Source organism: Candidatus Binatia bacterium, from assembly GCA_029248525.1.
In the GTDB taxonomy this organism is placed as follows: Bacteria; Desulfobacterota; Binatia; order UBA12015; family UBA12015; genus UBA12015.
The window spans coordinates 99,396-123,112 of record JAQWJE010000039.1 but is presented as its reverse complement, the minus strand read 5'-3'; the positions used below and the strand labels follow the sequence as shown (position 1 = coordinate 123,112).

Sequence of the window (23,717 nt, the reverse complement as noted above, 5' to 3'; positions counted from 1 at the left end):
CAGCTGCGGAAGAAACAGCCGCCCCACGATTCTGCGGGACAGCAACCGGACGCGAGTGATCCGGGATTCTCGTCCCGTCAGCCCAGAGACTCGATAATATCGTCGGGAGCCTGAACAAGTTCGATCAAAACGCCCTCCCCGCCGATCGGGGATGCCTCATTCCCGACCGGATGAACGAAACAGACATCAAAGCCGGCAGCCCCCTTCCGAATGCCGCCCGGAGCAAAACGCATCCCCTGGGCTTCCAACCACTCGACCGCAACGGGCAGATCATCTACCCACAGACCCACATGGTTCAGGGGCGGGACGTGCACCTTTGGCCGCGACTGGGGATCGATCGGCTCCATCAGGTCCACTTCCACGGCAAAAGGTGGCTTTCCCGCCACGGCAATATCTTCGTCGACGTTCTCTTTTTCGCTGCGGAACGTCCCATGCACCTCAAGCCCGAGAAGGTCGACCCACAACTTCCGCAGCCGATCCTTGCTCTCGCTACCCACAGCGATCTGCTGCACCCCTAGAATTCGAAACGGTCGCTCTGACATGGAGAGAGTCTCGCTCAGGCGCGAGACGAGCGCAACAGCATAAGTGCTGCTTGCGAGCCGCTCCCGCGGGCGGTCAGGGCCGCCAACCGCCGTCCAGATTCCGGTTCAAACTGAAGGCAGCGCTGATCAAACCCAAATGGGTAAAGGCCTGCGGAAAATTACCCAGATGCTCGCCGGCGGCGCCGAGTTCTTCGGAATAAAGGCCGAGGTGGTTCGCATACCCAAGCATTTTCTCAAAAAGAAGTTGCGCCTTTTCTACCTGCCCCGAGCGACAGAGACATTCCACGTACCAGAAGGAACAGATATTGAATGTGCCCTCTGTCCCGGACAGCCCGTCCGACGCGGCCTCATCGTTGCGGTATCGATACACAAGCGAGTCATCGACCAGGTCGCGGGTCACGCCGTCGAGAGTGGAGAGCCAGCGCGGGTCCCGGGGACTGATGAAGCGCATCAGCGGCATGAGCAAACAGGACGCATCGATCGTGCTGGAGCCTTTATATTGCACAAAGTGCTGCTTTTTTTCGGACCAGAATTCCTCGACGATCTCCTTATGGATCGCGTCACGCACATCTCGCCAGCGAGCAATCGGCGCGGGAAGCGAGCGTTTGTCGGCCAATCGTAGCCCTCGATCGATCGCAACCCAGCACATTAAACGGGAGTAGAGAAACTCCTGCTGGCCCCCGCGCACTTCCCAAATCCCTTCGTCCGCTCGCTGCCAGTTCGCGCACACCCATTCGACCAGCCGCACGATATTATCCCAGAAGTCGAAGGAGACCGGTGTGCCGTATTTATCGTAGAGGTAGATCGAATCGATCAATTCACCGTAAATATCCAGCTGCAGTTGATCGAATGCACCGTTGCCCAAACGGACCGGCGCAGAACCGCGGTAGCCTTCCCAATGACCAAGTTCGGACTCCGCCAGCCGATGCCGCCCATCGATCCCGTACATGATCTGCAGTGAGCCGTCCGGTCCCAACTCCTCGCAACGCTTCTCCACCCACCGCATGAAATTGCCCGCCTCCTCGGTGTACCCAAGCCGAAGCAATGCATAGACGGTAAAAGCCGAATCCCGGATCCACGTATAGCGGTAGTCCCAATTGCGTTCCCCGCCGATACTCTCGGGAAGCCCCAACGTGGGAGCGGCAACCAACGACCCGTATTTCCTTGACGTGAGCAGCTTCAGCGTCAAGGCCGAGCGTTGCACCATCTCGCGCCAACGGCCCTGATAGTTTGAACGCTCCGACCACGACCGCCAGTAGCGCACTGTCTCATCGAAGGCGGCATCACAAAATGCCGCGACGTCCCCCATGCTCTCGGCCTTGCTCTCGGCGCCCTCAAGCAGCAGATGAAGTGATTCCCCGGCGCACAGCTCCACCTCCAGAACCGCGGCTCCATCCACCACTCGCATCGCATGCGGACTCCTGAGCCGGAGTGCCGTACCGTCCGCCCCCCGGGAACGGAAGACGACCCCACCCGAATCCAGTTCTGTATCATGGGTCGCCCGCCCATAGTCGAAGCGCGGCGCACAACGAATCCGGAAACGCACCGAACCGCGTACCGTGCGAATTCGGCGCACCAATGCGCAACGACCCGGTTCGGCGTCGATCGGCATAAAATCACTGACCTCCGCCACGCCGCAATCGGCCAGAAATCGCGTCAGCAGAACATTGGTTTCGGGAAGGTAGAGTTGGGTATGTCGGGCATCTCTGAGATCGACCTCCACGGAGAAATTTCCACCGCCCGCAGCGTCGAGAAGGCCCCCGAAAACTGATGGCGAATCGAAGTCCGGAAAACACATGAAATCAATCGACGCGTTCTTGCCGACCAGAGCGACCGTCTCAAGGTTCCCGATAATTCCGTAGTTCTCGATTGGTTGATAAGACATTTCTACCTACTCTCTGCGTTGGCGTACCCGCCTCCGATAGTCCTCAATCACTCGGGAGAGATTCGCTCTCGCGGCGGACCCGAGCCAATGCGATTCCCTTCCATTTTCCACCGCGGAGACTCAGGTACCCAAGATGAACGTCATCTCCCGGCGGCGGTTCGACGTCGATATTCAAAGCCATCCGCTCGCCGGGCGCGAGCGCGATCGGCATCAGAAACATTACCGGCACGCGCGAGACGGGCGCACCGGCCTCGTCCACCCACATGATATAACCTTCTCGTAATTTCCGAGGCTCGGGCTCCAGATACACCTCGCGTCCTCGATTGCGGACCCAGAAGCTGACGGTGCGGGAGTCCGGATCCTTCCAAAGCTGCTCGTAAGCCATCCCCCGATGCAGAACGCTGCTCGATGAGGTCGTCGGAAGCCTGCCATTCAGGCGGTAGCCGCTCAGAGTCTCGGTCTCGCCCAACGACACGACACGTGCAGCGGCCTCCGGCGACTCACGGAAGTGGTCCTCAAACCACTGCTCGTGGCGAACGGTAGATTCGCTTCTGTGAAAAAGCACAGTATCGATGCCCAATGCGGACAGAGCCTCGCTCGAACTGGCGCGCGGCAGTCGTTGCGCCAATTGCCCGATCTGGCTGGCAAAAGGAGAGGCAAATGAGTTGTAGCAACTCGTCGTCGGACTCGGAGAGAAACTCCCCAAAAGCAACTGAGCACTGGCGGTCCCCGTGGGCAAGTCAGGCCCTCGCTTGGCCATCGGGACATGCAGCAAGGCTGAAGCTCGTCGGGAACGAACCAATGCGATATCCTCTTCCGATGGCCTCACATTGCGGGACTCGACGGCAAGCGGTCGCCCGAAGTTCGCGACGGCAAGAGGCGGCCAGAAGCGGATAGCCCCTACCACGAGCGCCAGCGCCACAAACAAGGCCCCCTGCAGGCGTAGGCTGAAGTTCTCCAGAACGGCCCGCGCGCCGTAGCCGGCGATCCAGGCCAGGGGCACCCAGAGAATATTGCTCATGACGCCCAATGCTCGAACCGCATCAAGCCCCGGTACCGTTCCCGACAGGAGTGCGAGAACGGACGGAACGACAATATCCGTACCCGGAATCCGCAGACCGTAGGTCGAGCAGCTCAGAATAATTCCTGAGGCGAGCAACATGACCAGACGAGGATCTTCGCCATCACACGAGCGTGGCCCGCGAAAACGATCCGCAATGCCGAGCAAGATCAGACTGGCGAAAATCCAGCCGGGAAAAGAGTATTGACCCGGCAAGAAGGCTTCAAGAGGCAGCAGGAGCGACTCGCGCCCGCCCAATACCGACCATGCCTCTCGCGTCTCGAGGTACGGCAACAAGACCCAAAGGCCCACAACCGCCACGAACGAACCGGCAGCCAGACTCAAGCCCAGCGCCTTCCACCGATGTTCCCGATGCCGCCAGAACAAAAAGGGCACATAAACGAGAACCACCGGGATCACGCCAAGAATCAGATAAAAACTCCCCAAGGCCTGCATGCCGAGGAAAAAGGCGACGCCCGCTGCTGCACGAACCCTTCCGGTCACAAAGAGCCGATGAAGGCATAGCAGCGCGAGCGGCAGCCAGAATTCTGCATGCAGAAATGGATGCCCGCCGTCCACAATCCGCCCGGGAACCCACTGCAGAAAAAGCCCGCCCAACAAACCCGCTCGAGCATCTCCGGTAAAATTTCGGACCAAAAGGAACATGCTGAAACCGGAAAGGAAATACCCTATCCAGAGCATGAAATTATACGAAAGGATCGGCTCGCCCGTGAGCACCCAGGGAATCGCCGCCAGCAATCCTTCCGCGAATCCGTGCTCGCCGAGAGTGTAACTCGCTGGAAACGGGAAGCATTGTCCGAACCCTTGCAGGCCGCCGAGATTGGAGGTCATCAGGTCGGCATTGCGGACGACCAACGCGACCACCATTTCCTGATCGGCGTGCCCGATGGTCTCCCATTTCGAAAGGCTCGGGGTTCCGTCGGACGCAGCTTGGAGCAAGGATGCTGGTGCATCCAGCACCGAGCGCATCATGAACGTCGAAGAAGCGAGCAGGAGTATCGCCGCCAGAGCGGTATTGAAACGCACAGACGCAACCTAACGCATAACGTGGCGGCCGGGAAATGCTGACGTTCCGGACCCCTGGTCTATTCGATATATCCCAGGGCCCGCAGCCTGTCCCGGGTGGCATCATCCATTTGGACCTCACCTTCGTTTGCCACCGCTTCCTCGGCAGCACCCGTCGTGATCGCCACAATCTCCCGGTCCAGATCCTCGACTTCGATACGCCGATCCGCAGCGATATCCAGTTGCTCGCCGGGGTCTTTCTGCAGATCAAAGAGCTCAACTTCCGGGAGGCCTCGGGGGTTGCCCGGATTGGCGCGGATCAACTTCAGCCGCGCATTCCGGACCGCCGTGATAATATTGCCTTCGTGATCCTCTTCCGCGAAAGCCACTCGGTTCGAGGGGATCGGCAGCGCCAGATCAGCACCCTGCCACTCGGCAGGAATCTCGATGCCCGAAGCCGCCAGAATCGTCGGGGCAACGTCAAGCAGCCGACCAACGCCCCCGGGCCTCGCTGGCACCAGACTTCCGGCGGGAAATTTAGCAATCAATGGCACCGCAACCTGCTCCTCATAGAGCGTCGTTCCGTGCCACCAGCCACCATGTTCCTGGAACTCCTCGCCATGGTCGGCGGTAAATACGATCAGGGTATTGTCATAGATACCGTGCTCGCGCAGCTGGTCGCGAAGCGCACCGAAGCTCTCGTCCATGTACTGAATTTCTCCGGCATAGAGCTCCAGCATTTCCGTTGCCTGATCCGGGTCCGGATTCTGGTTGTCGACGCGTGCGATGCCGCGGCCTTCGTAGGGATGCACAAAATATGGATCGTGCGGATCCATATAATGGATCAAGGTGAAGAATCGGTCGTCCTTATGTCGAGACAACCACTCGAGGGCATCCGCATTGACGGTCCGGGAATCTTGATAGTACTGCTCCACCCACTGGGATTTCTGCATCTTGAAATTCACGACGCGCAGAATGCTGTAGATCACCAGCTTCGACGAAGATTCCTCGGCACCAAAGAGATAGTCCGGCGCGTAATATGTGTATTCATCGAACCCTTGCTGGAAGTTGAATGAAGGTGCGAGGTTGATATTCGAAACAAAGCCGGAGGTCGCATAGCCTTCACTCTGAAGGGCATCCGCAATCGTGACCACATCCGGTAAAATCGCAGGTTTGCTCATCGCCCCGTGCGAGGCCGCATATAGAGACGTGAGAATCGTCGCCACCGAGGGCTTGGTCCAGGAGGACTGCCCAAACGCCTGCCAAACGGTTCCCTCATCTGCCATGGCATCGAGGTTGGGTGTCAGCCCACGGGTATCCCCGTAGGAACCGAGATGATCCGCCCGCAGAGTATCGGCGATGACCAGAACGACATTGGGGCGATCTTTCAGGTGCTCCGGAATCTCGTCGCGGACCTCGACAATGGCCGTCGTTTCGCTCGGCCCGAAAATCGCTCCGGCGCCCATCACGGTGAGGAGAAGTAAAATCGCGGGCCCCGGCCGTGCGACTGCGCCCAGCGGCGACCGGAAAAAACGGCGACCGAAAGCGAGAATCACGATGGCCAGCACAGCAGCCCCGCCCAGGATCGCCAATAAAACCGGAAGCGGGGGCATTTGCTCGAGATAGACATCCCGCCGAACCCGGAACAGCAGAACGGCCAACCCCAGCGGGACCAAAGTAGCCGCAAATCCGAGGGTAGGAACCCACCCGCGCACTTCCTCCTCGCGCATGGGAAGGACGCTCAGGACGGCGCCGCCCGCCGTGCCCAAACCACCGAGGATCAGAGCGTAGACAAGCGGACCATACCAGAGCACCTGAGATTCCGGACCGAATCCGCCCGAGCCAATCACCGCGGCCTCAACACAACCAATCAGGATCCCGGCGAGAATGCCCGCACCCATACCCAAACCGGCCGCCAGAAATAGCCGTCTCGGCTGCGGGAGAACGGCTGCGCTCGACGATTCTCCTGCCGCCTCGAGGGCTTCACGCGCCTCGCGCTCGCCGGTGCTCTCGAGTTCCACCGCCATCCGCGCGGTTTCCTCGTAGTCCACTTGTTCGCCGTTCACGCGACAATAGCTCGGCGTATAATCGGGGCCGCGCACCATCCAGAACACAAACCCGAAGAGAGTTGGAACCTCGCCTACCCAAAAACCGAGAGTTGCGGAAACGGCAGCGACGATCGGGCCCAGCAAAGCGCCTAGCGTCAGGACCTGAGCCGCTTCTCGAATGCCGATCCCGCCGATCGTGGGCCCGATGACGGTAGCGAAAATCTGGATCGCCGAGCCGAACACGACGGGCCAGAACACGGCCTCCGCCCCGGCACCAACGGCAATCGCCATGAAGAAATACATCGCCGCGGTGCAGAAATGCACGAGAAAACTCATCAACAACATCAAGAGAACCAGCGGCTTCTGGTTACGATAGGCGGCAGCCGCCGCCGAGGTTCGCAGAATCACGCCCTGGATCTGGGCCTTGGCGGGGATTGGAACCGTCTCGATGACCCACTGGATGACCCCGGGGAACCATAAAAGGGTCAGCAGCCCGGCAATGATGCCCAAAGCCAACGGCACCGTGATCATCGCCACCGTCAGAGCATTCTCCCCGAATATCGACATTCCGAAGGGCAGAGCCACAAGATAGGTAAGGAAGATTCCCGTAATTCCAAGAACCTTCTCCAACACGGTTCCCGCCGTTACCTCGACGGTGCGCCCGCTGAACCTCGATGCATCATAGAGCTTGTAGCCGTCCAACCCGGCCGTGCTGGGTAGAAAGAAGCCGATCGCACGGCCGATAAGAAAAGCTCCCAGAATATGCCAAAACGGGAGTTCGATCCTCTGGCCCCGAAGTACCAATTGCCAACGATACATCGAGGCGACCACGCCGAGAAAACGGACGACAGCGCCGATTCCGGCGAAAGTCCAGAAGACGACGGGATCGATATTCCGGAGCAGATCGACCATCAGATCCCAGGCGGGGACCTTCTCCCCGGCTCCATCGCTCACTGGCCAGAGCAGCAGGTGGTAGACCATCCCGACTGTAAGGAGCAGTTTGAAGAAACCGCTCAGGCGGTTCTTGAGAGGTTCTCCCACAAAGCGATTGGTAAGCACCATCAAAACAACGATGGCGAGGAACTGGAGCAGCATGTTCATGAACGGATTCCCTCAGCGCTCGGGGCGCATCGAGTCCAAAGCCGAGGCAGGTGATATCTGGAAGATCGAAGCCATGGAAAAAGTGAACGAAAACAACGGAACTCGGAGAGACTATCGGCCAGATGCCCTCCGGGCAATACATGTTCCGATGGGCCCGTCGACTCGATCGGCAAGCACTATGTCGCACTCTATAAATCGGCTGATGAAATCCCCAAAAGTGGCAACAAGGGGCCGCGTTCGGTAAGCTACCGGTGAGGGCTTCCCCCGGGTTGTTCGTCGTTTTGACCAGGTGGCCCCTCGAAAAGCCGAGCGAAAATGCACTTTTCTCTCGCCAACATCGGGAATCAGACCAAATGAGTGAATCAACCGATTGGATCGAACTTTCACGAGATTGTGAAGCCGTGATTGTGCCCGCCGGGCACACCGTCCTGATCCCCAAGGGAACCCGCGCGGTAATCACGCAGGCCCTGGGCAGCTCCTACACCCTCAGCGTGCCGGATTATGGCGGCTTGGTCCGCATATCCGAGAGAGATGCCGACGCTGTTGGGCAAAAACGGGAAGCCGCTCCCGAAGCACCGGCATCCACCGAAGATCCTCTCGCCGGGGAAGAGTTGGAGTCGCGCATCTGGGTTGAACTGCGGACCTGCTACGATCCTGAAATTCCCGTCAACATCGTGGATCTGGGGCTCGTCTATGACCTGAGTGCCGAACCGATCGATGAGGGACGCCATAAGGTCGATGTCAAAATGACCCTGACCGCGCCCGGATGCGGGATGGGAGACACCATTGCGGCCGATGCGCGTTACAAAATCCTCAATATTCCCGGAGTGGAAGAAGCAGAAGTTGAAATCGTCTGGGCTCCCGTTTGGAACCCGAATATGATCTCGCCGGAAGGCCGCGCGAAACTAGGCATGGAGTAAATTAGGATGCCCGATACCCTTACCGTTACAGACAATCGAACTGGCAAGCAGTTTGAGCTCCCGATCGACGAGAACTCCATTCAGGCCTCCGACCTGTCCCAGATTCGCCTGGACGACGACAGTCCCGGTCTGGTCAGTTTCGACCCGGCGCTGGCCAACACGGCCGCCTGCCGCAGCGCCGTAAGTTATATCGACGGCGAGAAGGGCATCTTGCGGTACCGCGGATACCCGATCGAGCAAATAGCGGAAAAATCGACCTATCTCGAAACGGCCTATCTGATCGTGAAGGGCGAACTCCCGTCCCCAACTCATCTCTCGATGTGGGAACACAACCTCAAAATGCACACCATTGTGCACGAGAACGTGAAAAACTTTATCGAGGGCTTCCGCTACGATGCCCACCCCATGGGGATTCTGATCGGCACCGTCGGCGCACTCTCGACGTTTTATCCGGAAGCAAAGGACATCGGTGATGATGAGTCCCGACGCGTGCAAACGCGTCGCCTGATCGCAAAAATTCCGACCATCGCCGCGATGGCATTCCGACATTCCAAGGGCCTCCCCTACGTTTCGCCCGACAACGAATTGTCCTACACCGGCAACTTCCTCTCCATGCTCTTCAAGATGACCGAACTGAAGTACCGTCCGGACCCAATTTTGGAGCGGGCTCTCGACGTGCTCTTCATTCTCCATGCCGACCATGAGCAGAATTGCTCGGCGACAGCCGCACGCACCGTCGGCAGTTCGCATGCCGATCCCTACTCTGTGGTCGCCGCGGCCGCCGCCGCGTTGTCCGGACCGCGGCACGGCGGTGCCAACGAAGCTGCCGTGCGCATGTTGCGCGAGATCGGCTCGGTCAATCGTGTGCCCGAGATGATCAAAAGGGTCAAGGACGGTGAGTTGCGACTCGAAGGTTTCGGACACCGTGTCTACAAGAACTACGACCCGCGAGCGAAGATCATCAAGCAGATCGCCTATCAGGTCTTCGAGGCTACCGGCAAAAACCCGATCATCGACATCGCCCTCGAGTTGGAACGGATCGCTCTCGAAGACGAGTATTTCATCAAGAGGAAGCTCTACCCGAACGTCGATTTCTACTCGGGAATCATCTATGAAGCGATGGGCTTTCCGACCAATATGTTCACGGTCCTTTTCGCGATCGCCCGCACCTCCGGTTGGGTGGCGCAATGGGCGGAAGCGCTCGACGATCCGAATATGCGGATTGTCCGACCCAAACAACTCTATATCGGGGCTGCTCCGCGGGACTACGTCTCGTTGGAACAGCGAACCGAGGTCGGACCCGGCGAAACCGAGATCAAGGGCGCTATCTAGGCCCCTTTACCTCCAAGCGGAATGCGATCCGCAAAAAAGTGGGTCGTCAGCCGCTTCAGCGTGTGACCATGAGGCGTTGCGCCGCCAGCTTCAGAAACTCGATCTGACGATGGCGCATCGCCTCCGATGACGGTTCGACGCCAAGAACCCGTCGGGTCAGCGGAGCCGAGAAAAAGTACCCAAAAATCAAGTGGTACATCAGAAGGATGATCAAAGAGTCAGAATCACTATCCCAGCTGGCCGCCCAGGCGGATTTCTCCATCGCGGCTCGACCTTCTTCGTAAATTGGCCGCAACCACTGCTCTGACAGACGTTCGAGATATTCTCCGTCATCGAGAATTTCGCGTTGGATCAGTCGAGGCAGATTCGGTGAGCGCCAAAGCTGCTCCGAGAGCTCTTCCAAAAGTCGGTCTCCGGCCCCCGGTTCGTCAAGAGACAGGGCTGCGGCCGCAAGAGTATCGCGCAGGGGTGTAAAGCCGCGATCGAGAACCGCCTCGTAGAGTGCTCGCTTGCTCGAGAAATGGTTATAAATGCTCGCCTGATTCAAGCCCACCGCGCCGGCAATCTCCCGCACCGACACCCCCGCGAAGCCCGCGTCCGCAAACAGCCCTTCCGCAGCATCCAGAATTCGAGTGGCAGTTCCACCGCCATCCTCCGGGTCTGTGGATATCAATTCCTTGTCATTGCTCATGGTTGGGGCACCAGAAGCTATCCATCTACCAAACAGCACGCCACGGCCAAAACGAACCCATTTCCCGGGCCCACCCGACGTGTTATCTCGCTCGCACATGATTGATAGACGGCCCCTCAAGCTCAGCGACGCCGACCATGCGCTCATCGAAGCGCACGAACTCTCCCCGGACGAGATCGAGCGGCAGCGGGCCCTGCTCGCGGGTCGAGCGACTTATCGGGACCTGGATCGGCCGGCGACTCTCGGCGATGGCATTCGGCAACTATCCGAAGCCGAGAAGGAGGCCTGCAGCGCCGAGTTCGATCGCGCCGCCATGAGCGGCCGCTATCTCTCTTTTGTACCCGCCTCCGGCGCCGCCTCCCGAATGTTCAAGAGCTTTCTGGCCGCGTTGAGCAGCGGGCGGCCCCTGAGTCGTTCCAGCCTGCACGCATCCAACTACGAGGAAGACCACGATCTCCTCACCATGTTCGAGCAGATCGATCATCTGGCCATCCGGGAAGCCCTGCGCCAGGCTTGCAAGACGGAGGCACCCCCACTGGCTGAACAGTTGGCGCAGGGCGACTATACGCAGCTGGCCCGCATTCTCCTCGAGCCGACCGGCCTCAACCTTCCAGCGGAACCAAAGGGGCTGCTCCCATTTCACCTTTACGCCTCCGGCGCTCGGACGGCCTTCGAAGAACATCTCCGAGAAGCTGCCGAGCTCCTGCCCGACAAGAGCGGTCTCGCGCGATGTCACTTCACGGTCTCACCGCAACACCAGCAGCGCTTCAGCGAGACACTCGATCTCAGACGCGCCGCAGTCGAAGCATCCTCTCAATCCCGGCTCGACGTCAGCTTCTCGACTCAGTCAATGGCCACAGACACCATTGCTCTGGACGAAAATGGCGAATTATTTCGGCAGCGCGATGGGAGTCTGCTTTTTCGACCGGGGGGGCATGGCTCCTTGATTCGAAACCTCGACCAACTGCCCGCGGACTTTGTCTTCATCAAGAACATCGACAATATCGTTCCCGAGGATCGGCGCGCACAGATTCTGGCCTGGCGACGGATTCTCGGCGGTCTGCTTGCTCAATTGGAGCGGGACACGGGGCTCTGGATCGATCGCCTCAAAGCAGCACCTGAAGATGCCGACCTCCGGGCGCAGGCGGCGCAGTTCATTCGCAACGACCTCGGAATCCAGAGCGACGCACGCGAGGAGGTACTCCTTGCCGAGGTCCGCGCCCGCCCCATGCGGGTCTGTGGCGTCGTCGCGAATACGGGAGACCCCGGAGGCGGCCCCTTCTGGGTCCGCGGCGACGACCATCGTCTCTCGTTGCAGATCGTCGAAACCGCCGAGATTGATCCCGACGAAGTCAGCCAGACCCGGCACCTTGATGCCGCCACGCATTTCAATCCCACCGATATGGTCTGCTCATTACGAAAATCCGACGGGGAGGCTTTCCGTCTGGCCGACTTCGTCGATCACAACGCCGTATTTGTCGCGCAAAAATCCAGTGAAGGTCGCGACCTGCGCGCGCTTGAGCATCCCGGCCTCTGGAATGGGTCGATGGCCCGCTGGACCACGGTGTTCGTCGAGGTGCCTCGAGAGACGTTCCAGCCAGTGAAATCTCTGCTGGATTTGCTGGGCCAGGGCCACGCTCCCCTGCCTTGAGCGCCAGTCAAACGACTGCGGCGGTGGCAGGCTTCCCGGACCTCGGGTATATCGTCTGGCATGGAAACAATGCTCGTCACAGGCGGAGCCGGATTCATCGGCGCCAATTTTGTCCGCCTGGCTTTGCAGAGGACAGCCGCACGAATCCTCGTCCTCGACAAATTCACCTATGCGGGCAACCCGATCTCGCTCGCCGGCCTCGATCCGGAACGTCTCGAGGTGGTCGAAGGTGATATCGCTGACCCCGACAAGACCCGCGCGTTGGTGCTTGCCGAAAAACCCCGCTGGATCCTGAATTTTGCAGCCGAATCGCACGTAGATCGCTCGATTGAGAGTCCGGACGAGTTTCTGAAAACCAATATTCTGGGAACTTTCCAATTACTTGAGGCGTCCCGACAACTCCTGACCAAGCTGAACGATTCCGAGCAGGCACAGTTTCGTTTTTTGCACGTCTCGACGGACGAAGTCTATGGGAGTCTCGGTCCGGAAGGTTCTTTTGCAGAAACCACGCCCTACGCGCCGAACTCCCCCTACGCAGCCAGCAAAGCCTCGGCGGACCATCTGGTGCGCGCCTGGTTTCATACGTACGGCGTGCCGACACTTCTCACGAACTGTTCCAATAACTACGGCCCTTTCCAGTTCCCCGAAAAATTGATTCCCTTGATGATCCTGAACGCCCTCGAGGGCATTGATCTTCCGGTCTACGGCGATGGCAGCAACGTGCGCGACTGGATCTACGTCGAAGATCATTGCGACGGCATTCTGAACGTCCTGCACCGCGGCCAACCGGGCGAGAAATACAATCTGGGTGGCGGCGGCGAACGTACCAATCTCGAGGTGATCGACGCTCTCTGCAGCCTGTTGGAGGAGCAAAGACCAGCCGCACAAAATCCATCCTTGCAAAAGCGCGGCCTGAACGACTACCGCGAGCTCCGCAAGTTTGTGACCGACCGCCCCGGACACGACCGCCGCTACGCCATTGATGGCAGCAAGGCGGCCCGTGAGCTGAAGTGGGAGCCTTCGGTCGGCGTGAGTGAGGGCTTTCGCTCGACGGTGCAATGGTACCTCGACAACCCGGAATGGTGTCAGCAGGTACAACAAGACCAATACGATCGGGCCCGGCTGGGCCTCGGGAGTCGCTCATGAGTACACCGATTCGCGGAATTCTCCTGGCAGGGGGAGCCGGCACGCGCCTGCATCCCGTTACTCGCGCCACCAGCAAGCAGCTGCTGCCCATCTACGACAAGCCGATGGTCTATTACCCTCTGTCGACACTCATGCTGGCTTCGATTCGCGAGATCCTGGTCATCACGACGCCTCACGAGCAAGACGCCTTCCAGCGGTTGCTCGGCGACGGCTCCGAACTCGGTCTCAAGTTGGAATATGCAGTCCAGGAACGCCCGGAAGGGATCGCTCAGGCATTTCTGATCGGCGAGAAATTTCTTCAGGGTGGACGCGTAGCTCTCGCTCTCGGAGACAATATTTTTTACGGACAGGGGCTTACCGACATGCTCCAACGCGCCAGCCAGCGCGAGGATGGCGCCACCGTATTCGGCTATTGGGTATCGGACCCCGAGCGCTACGGGGTGGTGGAATTCGATTCCTCCGGCAGCGCCGTTGGTCTGGAAGAGAAGCCCTCGCACCCGCAGTCTTCGTGGGCTGTCACCGGTCTCTATTTTTACGATCACCGGATTGTGGACCTGGCCCGGAATCTGGCGCCTTCGCCTCGGGGCGAGTTGGAAATCACCGACATCAATCGCAAATACCTCGAAGACGGTTCGCTTCAGGTCGAACGCATGGGACGCGGGCTTGCCTGGCTGGATACGGGCACACACGAGGCTTTGCTGCAGGCAGGGAACTTCATCCAGGCGATCGAGGAACGTCAGGGTTTGAAGGTGGCTTGCCTCGAGGAGATCGCCTGGCGCAAAGGCTATATCTCGGCCGAGGACGTCGAGAGACTCGCCCAGCCGCTAGCCAAGACCTCCTATGGTCAGTACCTCATCCGAATGCTCGCACAGGAAGGACCCGAGGGGTGAAAGTCGCCACAACAAAACTTGCTGGAGTCCTTTTGATTGACCCCAAAGTTCACGGCGACGACCGGGGCTTCTTCGTCGAGACCTACCATGCCGACCGCTATTTCGAGGCCGGAATCGAGGCGACCTTTGTTCAGGACAATCACTCCCGGAGTTGTCGTGACACCTTGCGCGGACTGCACGCTCAACTGTCGCACCCGCAGGCGAAATTGGTCCGGGCAATCGAAGGCTCGATCCTCGACGTCGTCGTGGACATTCGACCCGATTCGTCGACCTTCGGCGAGTGGCTCTCGGTTGAATTATCGGCGGAAAACTTCCGGCAAATTTATGTACCCATCGGCTTCGCGCACGGATTCTGCGTCCTCAGCGACACGGCGCAGGTCGAATATAAATGCTCGGATATCTATGACCCGAGCCATGAACTCTGTCTCTTGTGGAATGACCCCGCCGTGGGCGTAATCTGGCCTGTGGGAGAGCCCATTCTTTCCGAAAAGGATCGCGTCGGTAAACCGCTGGCCGACTGGGAGATGGATTTGCAAAAGGCCTGGATCAAGCAGCCATGAAAATCCTGGTCGCAGGTGCCGACGGCCAGCTGGGCCGATCCCTCCCCGAAGCTCTCCGCGATCACGAAGTCGTTGCTTGCAGTCGAAAGACTCTCGATATCGCCAACGCGGAGAACGTCGCCGAGATGATCGGCCGACACAGCCCGGATATCGTCGTCAACGCGGCGGCCTGGAATCAGGTTGACAGGAGCGAAACCGATATCGCGGCGGCCTATCGCACAAATGCCATAGGCCCCCGAAATCTGGCAGTCGCGACCGCAGCCTGCCAATCCATTTTGGTTCATGTCTCCACCGATTACGTTTTCGACGGAGAAACCGGCCGACCCTACGTCGAAACCGACACGCCCCGGCCTCGTTCCGTCTATGGGGCCAGCAAGCTCGCAGGCGAAGAAGCTGTGAGGAGGATCAACCCGCGCCACCATATCGTACGCACCGCATGGGTGTTCCACGAACAGGGAAACAACTTTCCACGCACCATGATCCGCCTGGCGGCCAACGGGCCCCTGCGAGTGGTTGACGACCAGATAGGATCGCCGACCTACGCGCCGCATCTCGCGGAAGGAATCGCGCGGCTGATGACCCAAACCGCTTATGGGACATGGCATATGGCTGGTCGAGGAGAGACGAGTTGGTTCCACTTTACCCGAGCGCTGCTCGAGAACCTGAAAATCGATGTCGAGGTCTCGCCAGTAGCCACCGAAGCATTTCCCAGACCGGCCCACCGCCCGGCTTATGCCCCCCTCAGTACGAGTCGCAATCCGCCGATTGAACTGCCGAGCTGGCAAGAGGGCCTGGCAACTTTCTGCGCCAAGCTCGAAGAAGTCCCTCAGGGCTGAAAGAAAGACCCGGGCAAGGCAACCTCCCCGATATTCGTCCACGTATCGGGACCACAGGTATCGGCAAAACACGGGTCGGCTCCTTCGCACCGGAACCGGTAGACTCGATCCGCCAACGAACTATTTCCATCGTCGCCAAGCGGAGCGCACCAGACAAATTGGGGCGGCCCTCCGGCAGGGTCGTAGACGTTGCCGGTAACTGTACCGTCCTCGTTCCAGGCGATGGCCCAGCGCTTGCCGCCGGCGTCCTTGCTGATCAAGGTTCGACCGCGAGACTTGATCTCCCGAACACCTGCACTGGAATCCGAGGCCGCCGCTCCGTTGCGAGTCGTGCGCGACGGCAAGGGGTACCGATCCCGGGGGAGGAAGAAGGCCCCCGGAAGTTCGACCGAACCAAGCGCAGCCCAATCTTCCGTCGAGCAGGCCCCGGCACATTTGGGCGCGCCCTCGCATGCAAATCGCAGTTGCCGGCTTGCCGGATCAGCTGCCCCGTCGTCACCTATCCCCTCGCACGAAACGAAGGCGGGTTCGCCGCCATTGTCGAGAAAAACATTCCCCGAGACCGTGCCGTCATCCGCATTCAGCACGATCGCCCATCTCTCGTTCGCAAGATCCTTGCTGAGCAACGTCCGCTTCCGATCGGGAGTAATTTGCAGACCAGTCGCGCGGCGATCCCTCTCGAGCAGCTCGATCGCCGAATCGAGCTGCACTCGGGGAAAACTGTTGCCAGATAGAGAGTCGACGATCGGCACGCCAGATACACGCAGAGCTTCAGTCGCGAGCTCAAGTTCGGAGCGCCCCAGACCTTCAAAGAGAAGCGCGTAGGCGCCTGAGATATGTGGCGTGGCCTGCGAGGATCCCGATGCGGAACGATATGAACCGCCCGGGAATGCCGATACGATCCGGTCCCCGGGCGCGAAGAAGTCCAAAAAAGGCGCGGTGTTCGAGAAAGACGAGATATCGTCCGCATCCGTGCTCGACGATACGCTCAACACATCCCCCAGACAGGCCGGAGTCGTCAGCGAATCGGAGGAACCCTCGTTCCCGGCCGCTGCAACCACAGCGATCCCTGCATCCCGCAACAGGCCCACGATCTCGGTGCGGGGATCTGCCGCCTCGCATTCGCTGACGGACGAGAACAAATCGCCACCCAGACTGAGGTTCACGGCCGCGATTGGCATCTCGTTGCGCAGGGAGTAGACATGCTCCAGCGCCAGCGCGATGTCCGAGAGGTAGGACAGCGCGCACGGGTCCTCCCCGGCGTCTTCGCAATCCTCGCCTGTAAATTCGGTGAAAATCTGAATCGCGATCAGATCGGACTCTGGCGCCACCCCGAACCCGGTCCGTCCGCTGCCGGCCGCCGCGCCCGCCACGTGTGTCCCGTGCGCGCAGGCATCGGGCGCGAAGTCACAGGGTTCGGCGGCCCCTGGACCGATCATTTGGGTAGAACCGTCAGGACAGCTACCCTCGAGGGAGAAACAAGCCTCGCGCACGACCCGGCCGCCCAAAAATGGGTGGCTTGCATCCACCCCGGTATCAATGATCGCGATGGACCATCCCTTGCCGCGAAGTCCTTCCTGGTTCAGTTTTGTAGCGCCGATCAAGGGCGTCGATTCCAGAAGAGAAATACGCTCGAGGCGGTCCAGACCGACATAAGTCACGTCGGGAGAGGCTCTTAGAGCGGCCACCGCACTCGCATCGGCGGCGAGCGCCATCCAGGGGACGTCTGAGAAACGACGTACCACACGAGCAGAGCCTCGCCGACCAAGCCGCTCTGCCACGCGACGCCCCGCCCGGGCGATACGCTCACGCCGTCCGGTCTCCCGGCTCATGCCGCGTGCCTTGGAAGGCGCCTCAGGCAACGCCATGCGCACCAGCACTCGCACCTCTTCGCCCTTGGCCAACGCGCGCTCGAGACCATCCCCCGCTATCGCGCTCACTGGCAGAATGACGCAGAACGCCAGAGCCCAAATGCCCCGAACCACTGGATTCTTCTGAAGTTTCATAGTTGAACTTGCCTCGATCCGCTCCGGAGGTCTGCACACAATCGAGAACCTCCAGAATTTTATGCTAAAGCATTTTCAGGCTTGTAGAAATGTCTTTCCAACTGGTTGATCAAATCACATGCATTCGTCCGGGTGAGCGCGCCGAAGGAATTCACCGGCCTTCTTTCCCGACCGAAGTCCTCCCGCTTGGCCTGCTGGTAGAAGCCGTCGGGCAACTCGCTTCGTGGACGGCTATGCCGCAGCTGAAATTCGACTACCGGCCAGTTGCTGCGTCCGCGGGCCTGGTCGAAGTCTTCCGAGTCCCCCGCGCCGGTATGCCGATCGAAATCGAGGTGAAGGTGACTTCGATTCGGCATCAAGCCATCTCCTACCAAGGATCCGCCAATTGCGATGGCGAGGTCTGCCTGACCCTGCAGCGAGCGATTGGGCCCCTCCTCCCGATTGAGGAATTTGATGACAAGGCACGCATCGAAAATCTTTATGAGCTTCTCTGCGGGGCAGGAATACCACCCCGGCCACCAGTGGTTCCCGAGGATTACGAGCCCGAGATCACGTGCCAGCCGGTGATTGCCGGTGAAGGATTCAGCGCCTCGTTTCGACTTCCGTCCGAGTCTGCCATCTACGCCGATCACTTTCCGAGGCAACCGGTCTTTCCGGCGACTCTGCTTCTGCAAACCCAGATCGACGCAACCAGGCGCGCCTATGCCGCTCGCGCCGATGGCTCCCTGCCGGAGATCATCAAGGTCAGCGGCGTGAAGATACGTGCGTTTAGCGGGCCCGGGGAAGAATTGGACTTCCGCGTGAAAGAACTCGATGGCGCAGATGGGGAGCTTGCCTTTCGTCTCGAAACTTGGCGAGGAGACACCCGGGTGTCCGCAGCCAGCCTGTATCTGCGAAAGTAGGAAGCTGATGAAGTGGATTCACGCCATCGCTGCCGTCGCCACCGCCTTCCTGCTCAACAGCGGCTGCAGCGAACCGGAGCCGCGATGGGTGGTTCAGGAACGGCTCGGGCCTGAGCGCTTCGGGTTACCGCAGGGCCAGCCTGTCGCTCGTGCGATCATCGGGGCCACAGCCAGACCCGTCCTGGGCGTACTCGCCGAGGATCTCCATATCGAGAAAACCGGCGTTCCTCTCGTTGACGGGGTCGCTCAATTCAAACTCGACATCGCGTCCGAAGACATTCCGCGCGCCAACCTCAGCATTCAGACCTTCACCTCGCTCGGAACCGATGTTCCGAGCCTCGCCGGGACATTGCGCGAAAAGGTTTTCTGGCGGCGCCTCGAGAGCGGATGGTCCCTCGACGAGGGGAAGGATGGCTACACGATCTCCATTCGCGACGAGCGTGGGGCCGAGGTCACAGGATTCGTCAACGCTCGGGTATTCTTGACGCAACCAAGCCCGAGCGTGCAAGAAAGCGAGAGCTTCCCCCTACCAAACGGGTCGGAGATTCGGCTCTTTTTCGGATCGACAAAACCGGCTGCCGGCCACGCCAGGCCGCAGCTCCGATACCAGGCCAGCTTGAACTGCGACGGACGAGCGTCCATGCTCATCCTCGACACGGAGCAACGTATCGACGGCTCGGGTGATTCCTGGGAGCAAGCACGCGTCGGGATTTCCAAAGGCGGACTCAACTGTCGACTCCGGTTGGAAGTGCGCTCGCTGCAGGGGGAACCCTCGACAAAAGGGATCTGGGCATGGCCGGAGATCCTTGTGAAAACGCCCGGTCCATCCGTGCGGCCAAACCTTCTGATGGTCTCTCTGGACACGCTGCGCGCGGATCATATGTCGGGATACGGCTATCCCCGCCAAACCACACCCACCATCGACACACGACTGATCGCCGAGGGAACCACCTTCCTCGAAGCCTTCAGTACGTTTCCGCAAACGGATGTCTCCCACCTGTCCCTGTTCACAGGCCTCTACCCCGAGGCCCAACCCACCCGCGGCCGTTTGAGTCCGGGGAGTTCGATCACCACCCTCGCAGAAAACCTGCGAGATGCCGGCTACCAAACAGACGCGATTACCGAGAATGCCTTGATCTCGGGGTTGTTTGGTTTCTGGCGCGGCTTCGACGCATTTACCGAGCGGTCGGTGGTGCAAGAAAAACTCGGCCCGACCAGCTTTGCGAATGCAGCTTCCTATCTGCGAGAAAATCGCGAGCAACAATTCTTTCTTTTCCTGCACACTTACCAGACGCATGATCCTTACGACTCGAGCCCTGAATTCGACGCGATGTTCCGCGGCGACAACCATTGGGCGGAGGGAGGGCCGCCGCCCTACGTGCCCGACGTCCAACATAAAAATGTCGATCGATATGATCGAACCATTCGCGAGGCCGACTCTTTGGTGGATGGACTTCTCACCGTCCTCGAGGAGACGGGACTGATGGACAATACGCTCATCGTACTCCTATCGGACCACGGCGAATCCTTCGGCGAACATAGTCTGCCCGGCCACGGATTTGCGCACCACGATGAGCAACTCAGGATCCCGCTGATCCTGCGCGGGCCGGGGGTGCCTGCGGATGTCCGTATACCCGGAAGCGTCAGCCTGACCGATGTCGCCCCGACCCTTCTTGACCTTCTGAACCTTCCGGAACTCGCCCAGGGCCAAGGCGAAAGCCTGCGCTCTGCGATGTCCGGGACACCCATTCCAGATGACCGGGATGTATTTTTTGCATGGTATCAAAATGATGCAATCGGAGCCCGCAACCGCGAATGGAAGTCCACATCCACACGCGCTGAAACTCGAAATTACGAATTAAAGACCGACCCGTTCGAGTGGCATACGATCAAGAGCCCCAGCTTGCCCGCCGATCGTCAGAAGGTCCTCGACGACCACAAACGAGAAAGCTCGGCGATCCGGGCCGCGCTCGCCGAGGCGAGCGCAGGCAACCCGAACGGCACCAGCGAAACGCAGGGCATCCCGCAGCGGATGGAGGAGTCCCTCCGTGCGCTTGGTTATCTGGATTAGATTGTTGCCTCATCGCGGCTGCGAAACAGACCGATGACACTCGTGTAGCCGTGCACGAAGGTTTCTCCACCCACCGGACCGATTTCCCCGTTGGCAAAAAATCCCGCAACCGGGATCGCACCGCAGTGCGCGCGGACCTGATCGGAATCATGATCCGAGACCCCATACAGTCCGGCGCCACGGCTCAAGCAGGAGAAGAGCAAGGCTCCCGAGAAATCCGAACCTACGCGCCCGAGTCGCTCCGCCAGGTCCTCTCTGGCCGCGCCGGCGTCACGCAAATGAAACTGGACGACCTGCTTGTCGCTCAGCATCGCGCCCACAACGAGAGCGCCAGACGGCTCATCGCGACCGACAAGGTTGCGCACAAGAAAATCGCCTCTGTTAAAAGGTCCTTGCCCATCGCCCATCCCGAGTCCCAGAAGCAACGATCCCTTCGCGGCAGCTTGATCGCCCGCGTCAAGTCCCTCGACGACTTCCTCGGCAACGTGCAGAGCCGGCCGGCCATCGAGTTCGAACAATATATTTTCGCGCGAACGAGTGACAAACATCGGCAGGCCGACCGGTCGACAACCCTGAGAGACCACAGTCTCGAGAGTAATATTCCCCGAGAAACCGATCCCCACAGCCCCGCTGCGGTGAACATCACTACCGATATAGAGAAGATTTTCGCCGGGGGCACGACCACCACTGGCGATCCCCCCGATGGCAGGCACGCCCGGATAGGCGGCCTCCAGTCCCTCGACCAGACGCTCGATATTCATCGAATACGGGTCGGAAAACAAAAGGAAGCAAGGTGTCTCATCGGGAGGAGAACCGAAGCGGCCCTCCCAAAACGCGGGCGCTCGCTCCGCCTCGGGCAGTTCCTCGGCATCGATATGAAAGGGACGCAACGTCACGCCGGGCAACGAAGCCGCGGTCAGCGAAAGTGCGCAGGTAGATTCCTTTTCTTGCCCCCCGCCGATCACGCCCCCTGCCGTGCAGCCCACGATCAGAGCTGCGGGAAACTCGCCGCCAACCAGCGCCGCGACCTCTCGGTAGTGCGAATCGTGCTGTTCGGACACGAAGATCAACACGAGATTCGGCTCAAGAGAGCCCATACCCGCATGGACCTCGTCGACCACCGAACGTGTGGCGCTGACAAGATTCTCGTCAGTCGATAACGCAGAACACCACTTCACCGACCGTTGGGTACGGCAACAGCGCGCCCGGAGCAACCCGGAAGTGCCTCGACTTTTTGCCCACAGAAAATGAGCCCGGAACGTAATCCCGAGGGTGGCCACACCGGCCGGGCGTGGTAGTCTTGAGAGGCTGACAGGAGATAACTATTATGAGTTCTGAATTTTTCCACAAAGACATCTCAATATTCCTCGAAAAACGCGTCGACTGGGAGGGATTCTTCCGTCTGAAATCACCCGAGGCGGTCGATCTCGGCGAGGAACTCGAAACTTACAAAACTGTTCTCTCCTCCCTCGGTGATATTTGCGAAGATATCGAGACCGACTCGAAGCCGGCATGGCACGATGAAGTCGTATTGAAAGACGGAGATGTTCAGAAACCTGCGCATATCGTGGCCGGGTACAACCGGCTCCGAGATGCCGGTCTGACCTGCATGATGCTCAAGCCGGAATATGGCGGCTATGGCCTCCCGAACCTCCTGAATATTTTCTACCTGGAAATGCTCTCGAGAGCCGACACAAGCCTGATGACGATCGTCGGGCTCTCGGCTGGCGCGGCGTCGGACATCCAGAAATACGGCAGCGAGGAAATCAAACAGCGCTACCTCCCGAAATTTGCGTCGGGAGAGATCGCAGGGTGCATGGATCTGACCGAGCCGCAGGCAGGTTCCGATCTGGGCAGCATCTCGACGAAAGCCGAATTGACCGACGGACGTTGGTTTATTGATGGCGGCAAAATTTACATCACGAACGGAGGGGCGGAAGTCCATCTGGTTCTCGCACGCGATGCGGAAACGTACGCCCAGTCAAAGGGCACCACCAACGGCCTGAACCTGATGCTCTGCCCGGTCACCCTGCCCGACGGAAGCAAAAACACAGTCAGCGTCTCTCGCGTGGAAGAAAAGATGGGTTTGCACGGTTCACCCACTTGCGCCGTCGAATTCGATCACGCGGAAGCCTTCCTGCTCGGCGAACGCGGCAACGGCTTCCGGGCGATGCTCGATTTGATGAATGCCGCACGCCTCGGAGTTGCGGCACAGGGTCTCGGCATCGCCGAGGCCGCCTACCGCCAGGCGCGCGCTCACGCGGCCGACCGCGTTCAATTCGGTATTCCGATCATTCAGCAACCTCTGATCAAATCCATGCTGTCGCAGATGGCCATGGAAATCGAGGCCGCGCGCGCCCTGCTTTATCGAACAGCCGCCCTTTCCGATCGGATGGAGGCAACCGAAATATACCTCGCATCTGACCGCGAGGACTATGAAACCGACCGTGTGACCCTGCAAGCGGAACTCGAGTCCGGACAGCAGTTACTTCGCTTCCTGACTCCCCTCTGCAAATATCTCGCGACTGAGGTCGCCAATGACGTTTCCCGGCGGGGTATTCAGATCCATGGGGGCAGTGGCTTCATGGCAGAGTCATCAGCCGCGCACTACCACGTGGACTCGATCATCACGACGATCTACGAAGGCACATCGGAGATTCAAGCCAGCTTCGCGCTCAAGGAAATGGGCAAGGGTGCTCTGGACCCGGCACTCGCCAGCCTCGTGCAGGACCTGAAATCCCTGCGCAAAAATCATCCGGAGCAAGTGGCCCAGCTTAACCAGGGCATTGCCGACATCGGCAACGCGCTACCGACGATGCTCGAAGACATTTCCTACGCGATGCTGAACTCCAAACGGATCTGCGACATGATCATTTCGGTCATGGTCGGCACCGAGCTCCTCTTCCAAGCTGATGCGTCCGAGGAAAAAGGTGCCTTGGCCGAGGCCTATATCAATCGCAAGATGCTGGAGGTCGAGTTCAACGCCAAGCGCATTCTCAGCGGTGATGCGACCCGACTCGCTCGCTATGACAAGATTCTCGGACTCTGAA

Annotated in this window: 17 protein-coding genes; 10 read left to right on the top strand and 7 right to left on the bottom strand. The window is 59.6% G+C overall.

The features are described 5' to 3' along the window. Positions 1 to 77: 77 nt before the first annotated feature. The 4 genes from P8K07_08655 to P8K07_08640 all read right to left on the bottom strand — a co-directional run bounded on the left by P8K07_08655 (position 78) and on the right by P8K07_08640 (position 7,662). Positions 78 to 542 (bottom strand): VOC family protein, encoded by a 465-nt coding sequence (locus P8K07_08655; protein MDG1958593.1) that lies wholly within the window; start codon positions 540 to 542, stop codon positions 78 to 80. A 73-nt stretch (positions 543 to 615) separates the two neighbouring features. Then, entirely contained in the window at positions 616 to 2,427 is a 1,812-nt protein-coding gene (locus P8K07_08650) for a glycoside hydrolase family 15 protein (GenBank protein ID MDG1958592.1), read from the bottom strand. A gap of 43 nt (positions 2,428 to 2,470) precedes the next feature. Then, complete coding sequence (locus P8K07_08645) at positions 2,471 to 4,534, bottom strand: hypothetical protein (protein MDG1958591.1); 2,064 nt, start codon at positions 4,532 to 4,534, stop codon at positions 2,471 to 2,473. Positions 4,535 to 4,593: 59 nt separating this feature from the next. Continuing rightward, entirely contained in the window at positions 4,594 to 7,662 is a 3,069-nt protein-coding gene (locus P8K07_08640) for a sulfatase-like hydrolase/transferase (protein ID MDG1958590.1), read from the bottom strand. Between the two features lie 353 nt (positions 7,663 to 8,015). On the opposite strand from P8K07_08640, the gene sufT reads away from it, so the two are divergent. Further along, positions 8,016 to 8,582, top strand: a complete 567-nt coding sequence (gene sufT / locus P8K07_08635; GenBank protein MDG1958589.1) for a putative Fe-S cluster assembly protein SufT — start codon at positions 8,016 to 8,018, stop codon at positions 8,580 to 8,582. Positions 8,583 to 8,588: 6 nt separating this feature from the next. Next, complete coding sequence (locus P8K07_08630; GenBank protein MDG1958588.1) at positions 8,589 to 9,914, top strand: citrate synthase; 1,326 nt, start codon at positions 8,589 to 8,591, stop codon at positions 9,912 to 9,914. A gap of 55 nt (positions 9,915 to 9,969) precedes the next feature. On the opposite strand, the gene P8K07_08625 is transcribed toward P8K07_08630, so the two are convergent. Beyond that, positions 9,970 to 10,605 carry a TetR/AcrR family transcriptional regulator gene (locus P8K07_08625; protein ID MDG1958587.1) on the bottom strand — a complete coding sequence of 212 codons (636 nt, stop codon included), beginning with the start codon at positions 10,603 to 10,605 and terminating at the stop codon, positions 9,970 to 9,972. A 97-nt stretch (positions 10,606 to 10,702) separates the two neighbouring features. Between P8K07_08625 and P8K07_08620 the strand changes: the two genes are divergently transcribed. The 5 genes from P8K07_08620 to rfbD are packed head-to-tail and all read left to right on the top strand — an operon-like array spanning position 10,703 to position 15,688. Next, a complete protein-coding gene (locus P8K07_08620; GenBank protein MDG1958586.1) occupies positions 10,703 to 12,256 on the top strand; it encodes a DUF4301 family protein in 1,554 nt (517 codons plus the stop codon). A 60-nt stretch (positions 12,257 to 12,316) separates the two neighbouring features. Beyond that, on the top strand, positions 12,317 to 13,402 hold the full coding sequence (gene rfbB / locus P8K07_08615) for a dTDP-glucose 4,6-dehydratase (protein ID MDG1958585.1): 1,086 nt from the start codon (positions 12,317 to 12,319) through the stop codon (positions 13,400 to 13,402). After that, a complete protein-coding gene (gene rfbA / locus P8K07_08610) occupies positions 13,399 to 14,292 on the top strand; it encodes a glucose-1-phosphate thymidylyltransferase RfbA (GenBank protein MDG1958584.1) in 894 nt (297 codons plus the stop codon). The genes rfbB and rfbA overlap by 4 nt, the downstream gene beginning before the upstream one ends. Continuing rightward, entirely contained in the window at positions 14,289 to 14,852 is a 564-nt protein-coding gene (gene rfbC, locus P8K07_08605; protein MDG1958583.1) for a dTDP-4-dehydrorhamnose 3,5-epimerase, read from the top strand. Before rfbA ends, rfbC begins: the two co-directional genes overlap by 4 nt. Beyond that, positions 14,849 to 15,688 carry a dTDP-4-dehydrorhamnose reductase gene (gene rfbD / locus P8K07_08600; GenBank protein MDG1958582.1) on the top strand — a complete coding sequence of 280 codons (840 nt, stop codon included), beginning with the start codon at positions 14,849 to 14,851 and terminating at the stop codon, positions 15,686 to 15,688. The genes rfbC and rfbD overlap by 4 nt, the downstream gene beginning before the upstream one ends. On the opposite strand, the gene P8K07_08595 is transcribed toward rfbD, so the two are convergent. Then, complete coding sequence (locus P8K07_08595) at positions 15,679 to 17,694, bottom strand: S8 family serine peptidase (protein MDG1958581.1); 2,016 nt, start codon at positions 17,692 to 17,694, stop codon at positions 15,679 to 15,681. The two genes, rfbD and P8K07_08595, sit on opposite strands and share 10 nt — an antisense overlap. Before the next feature lie 89 nt (positions 17,695 to 17,783). Between P8K07_08595 and P8K07_08590 the strand changes: the two genes are divergently transcribed. Next, entirely contained in the window at positions 17,784 to 18,596 is an 813-nt protein-coding gene (locus tag P8K07_08590; GenBank protein ID MDG1958580.1) for a hypothetical protein, read from the top strand. Between the two features lie 7 nt (positions 18,597 to 18,603). After that, the gene (locus tag P8K07_08585; GenBank protein ID MDG1958579.1) at positions 18,604 to 20,667 is read left to right on the top strand and encodes a sulfatase; all 2,064 of its coding nucleotides are present in this window, start codon (positions 18,604 to 18,606) and stop codon (positions 20,665 to 20,667) included. On the opposite strand, the gene P8K07_08580 is transcribed toward P8K07_08585, so the two are convergent. Continuing rightward, on the bottom strand, positions 20,664 to 21,845 hold the full coding sequence (locus P8K07_08580; GenBank protein ID MDG1958578.1) for an FIST N-terminal domain-containing protein: 1,182 nt from the start codon (positions 21,843 to 21,845) through the stop codon (positions 20,664 to 20,666). The two genes, P8K07_08585 and P8K07_08580, sit on opposite strands and share 4 nt — an antisense overlap. A gap of 149 nt (positions 21,846 to 21,994) precedes the next feature. Here P8K07_08580 and P8K07_08575 point away from each other — a divergent pair, with 149 nt between their 5' ends. After that, positions 21,995 to 23,716 carry an acyl-CoA dehydrogenase family protein gene (locus P8K07_08575; protein MDG1958577.1) on the top strand — a complete coding sequence of 574 codons (1,722 nt, stop codon included), beginning with the start codon at positions 21,995 to 21,997 and terminating at the stop codon, positions 23,714 to 23,716. Position 23,717: the final 1 nt, after the last annotated feature.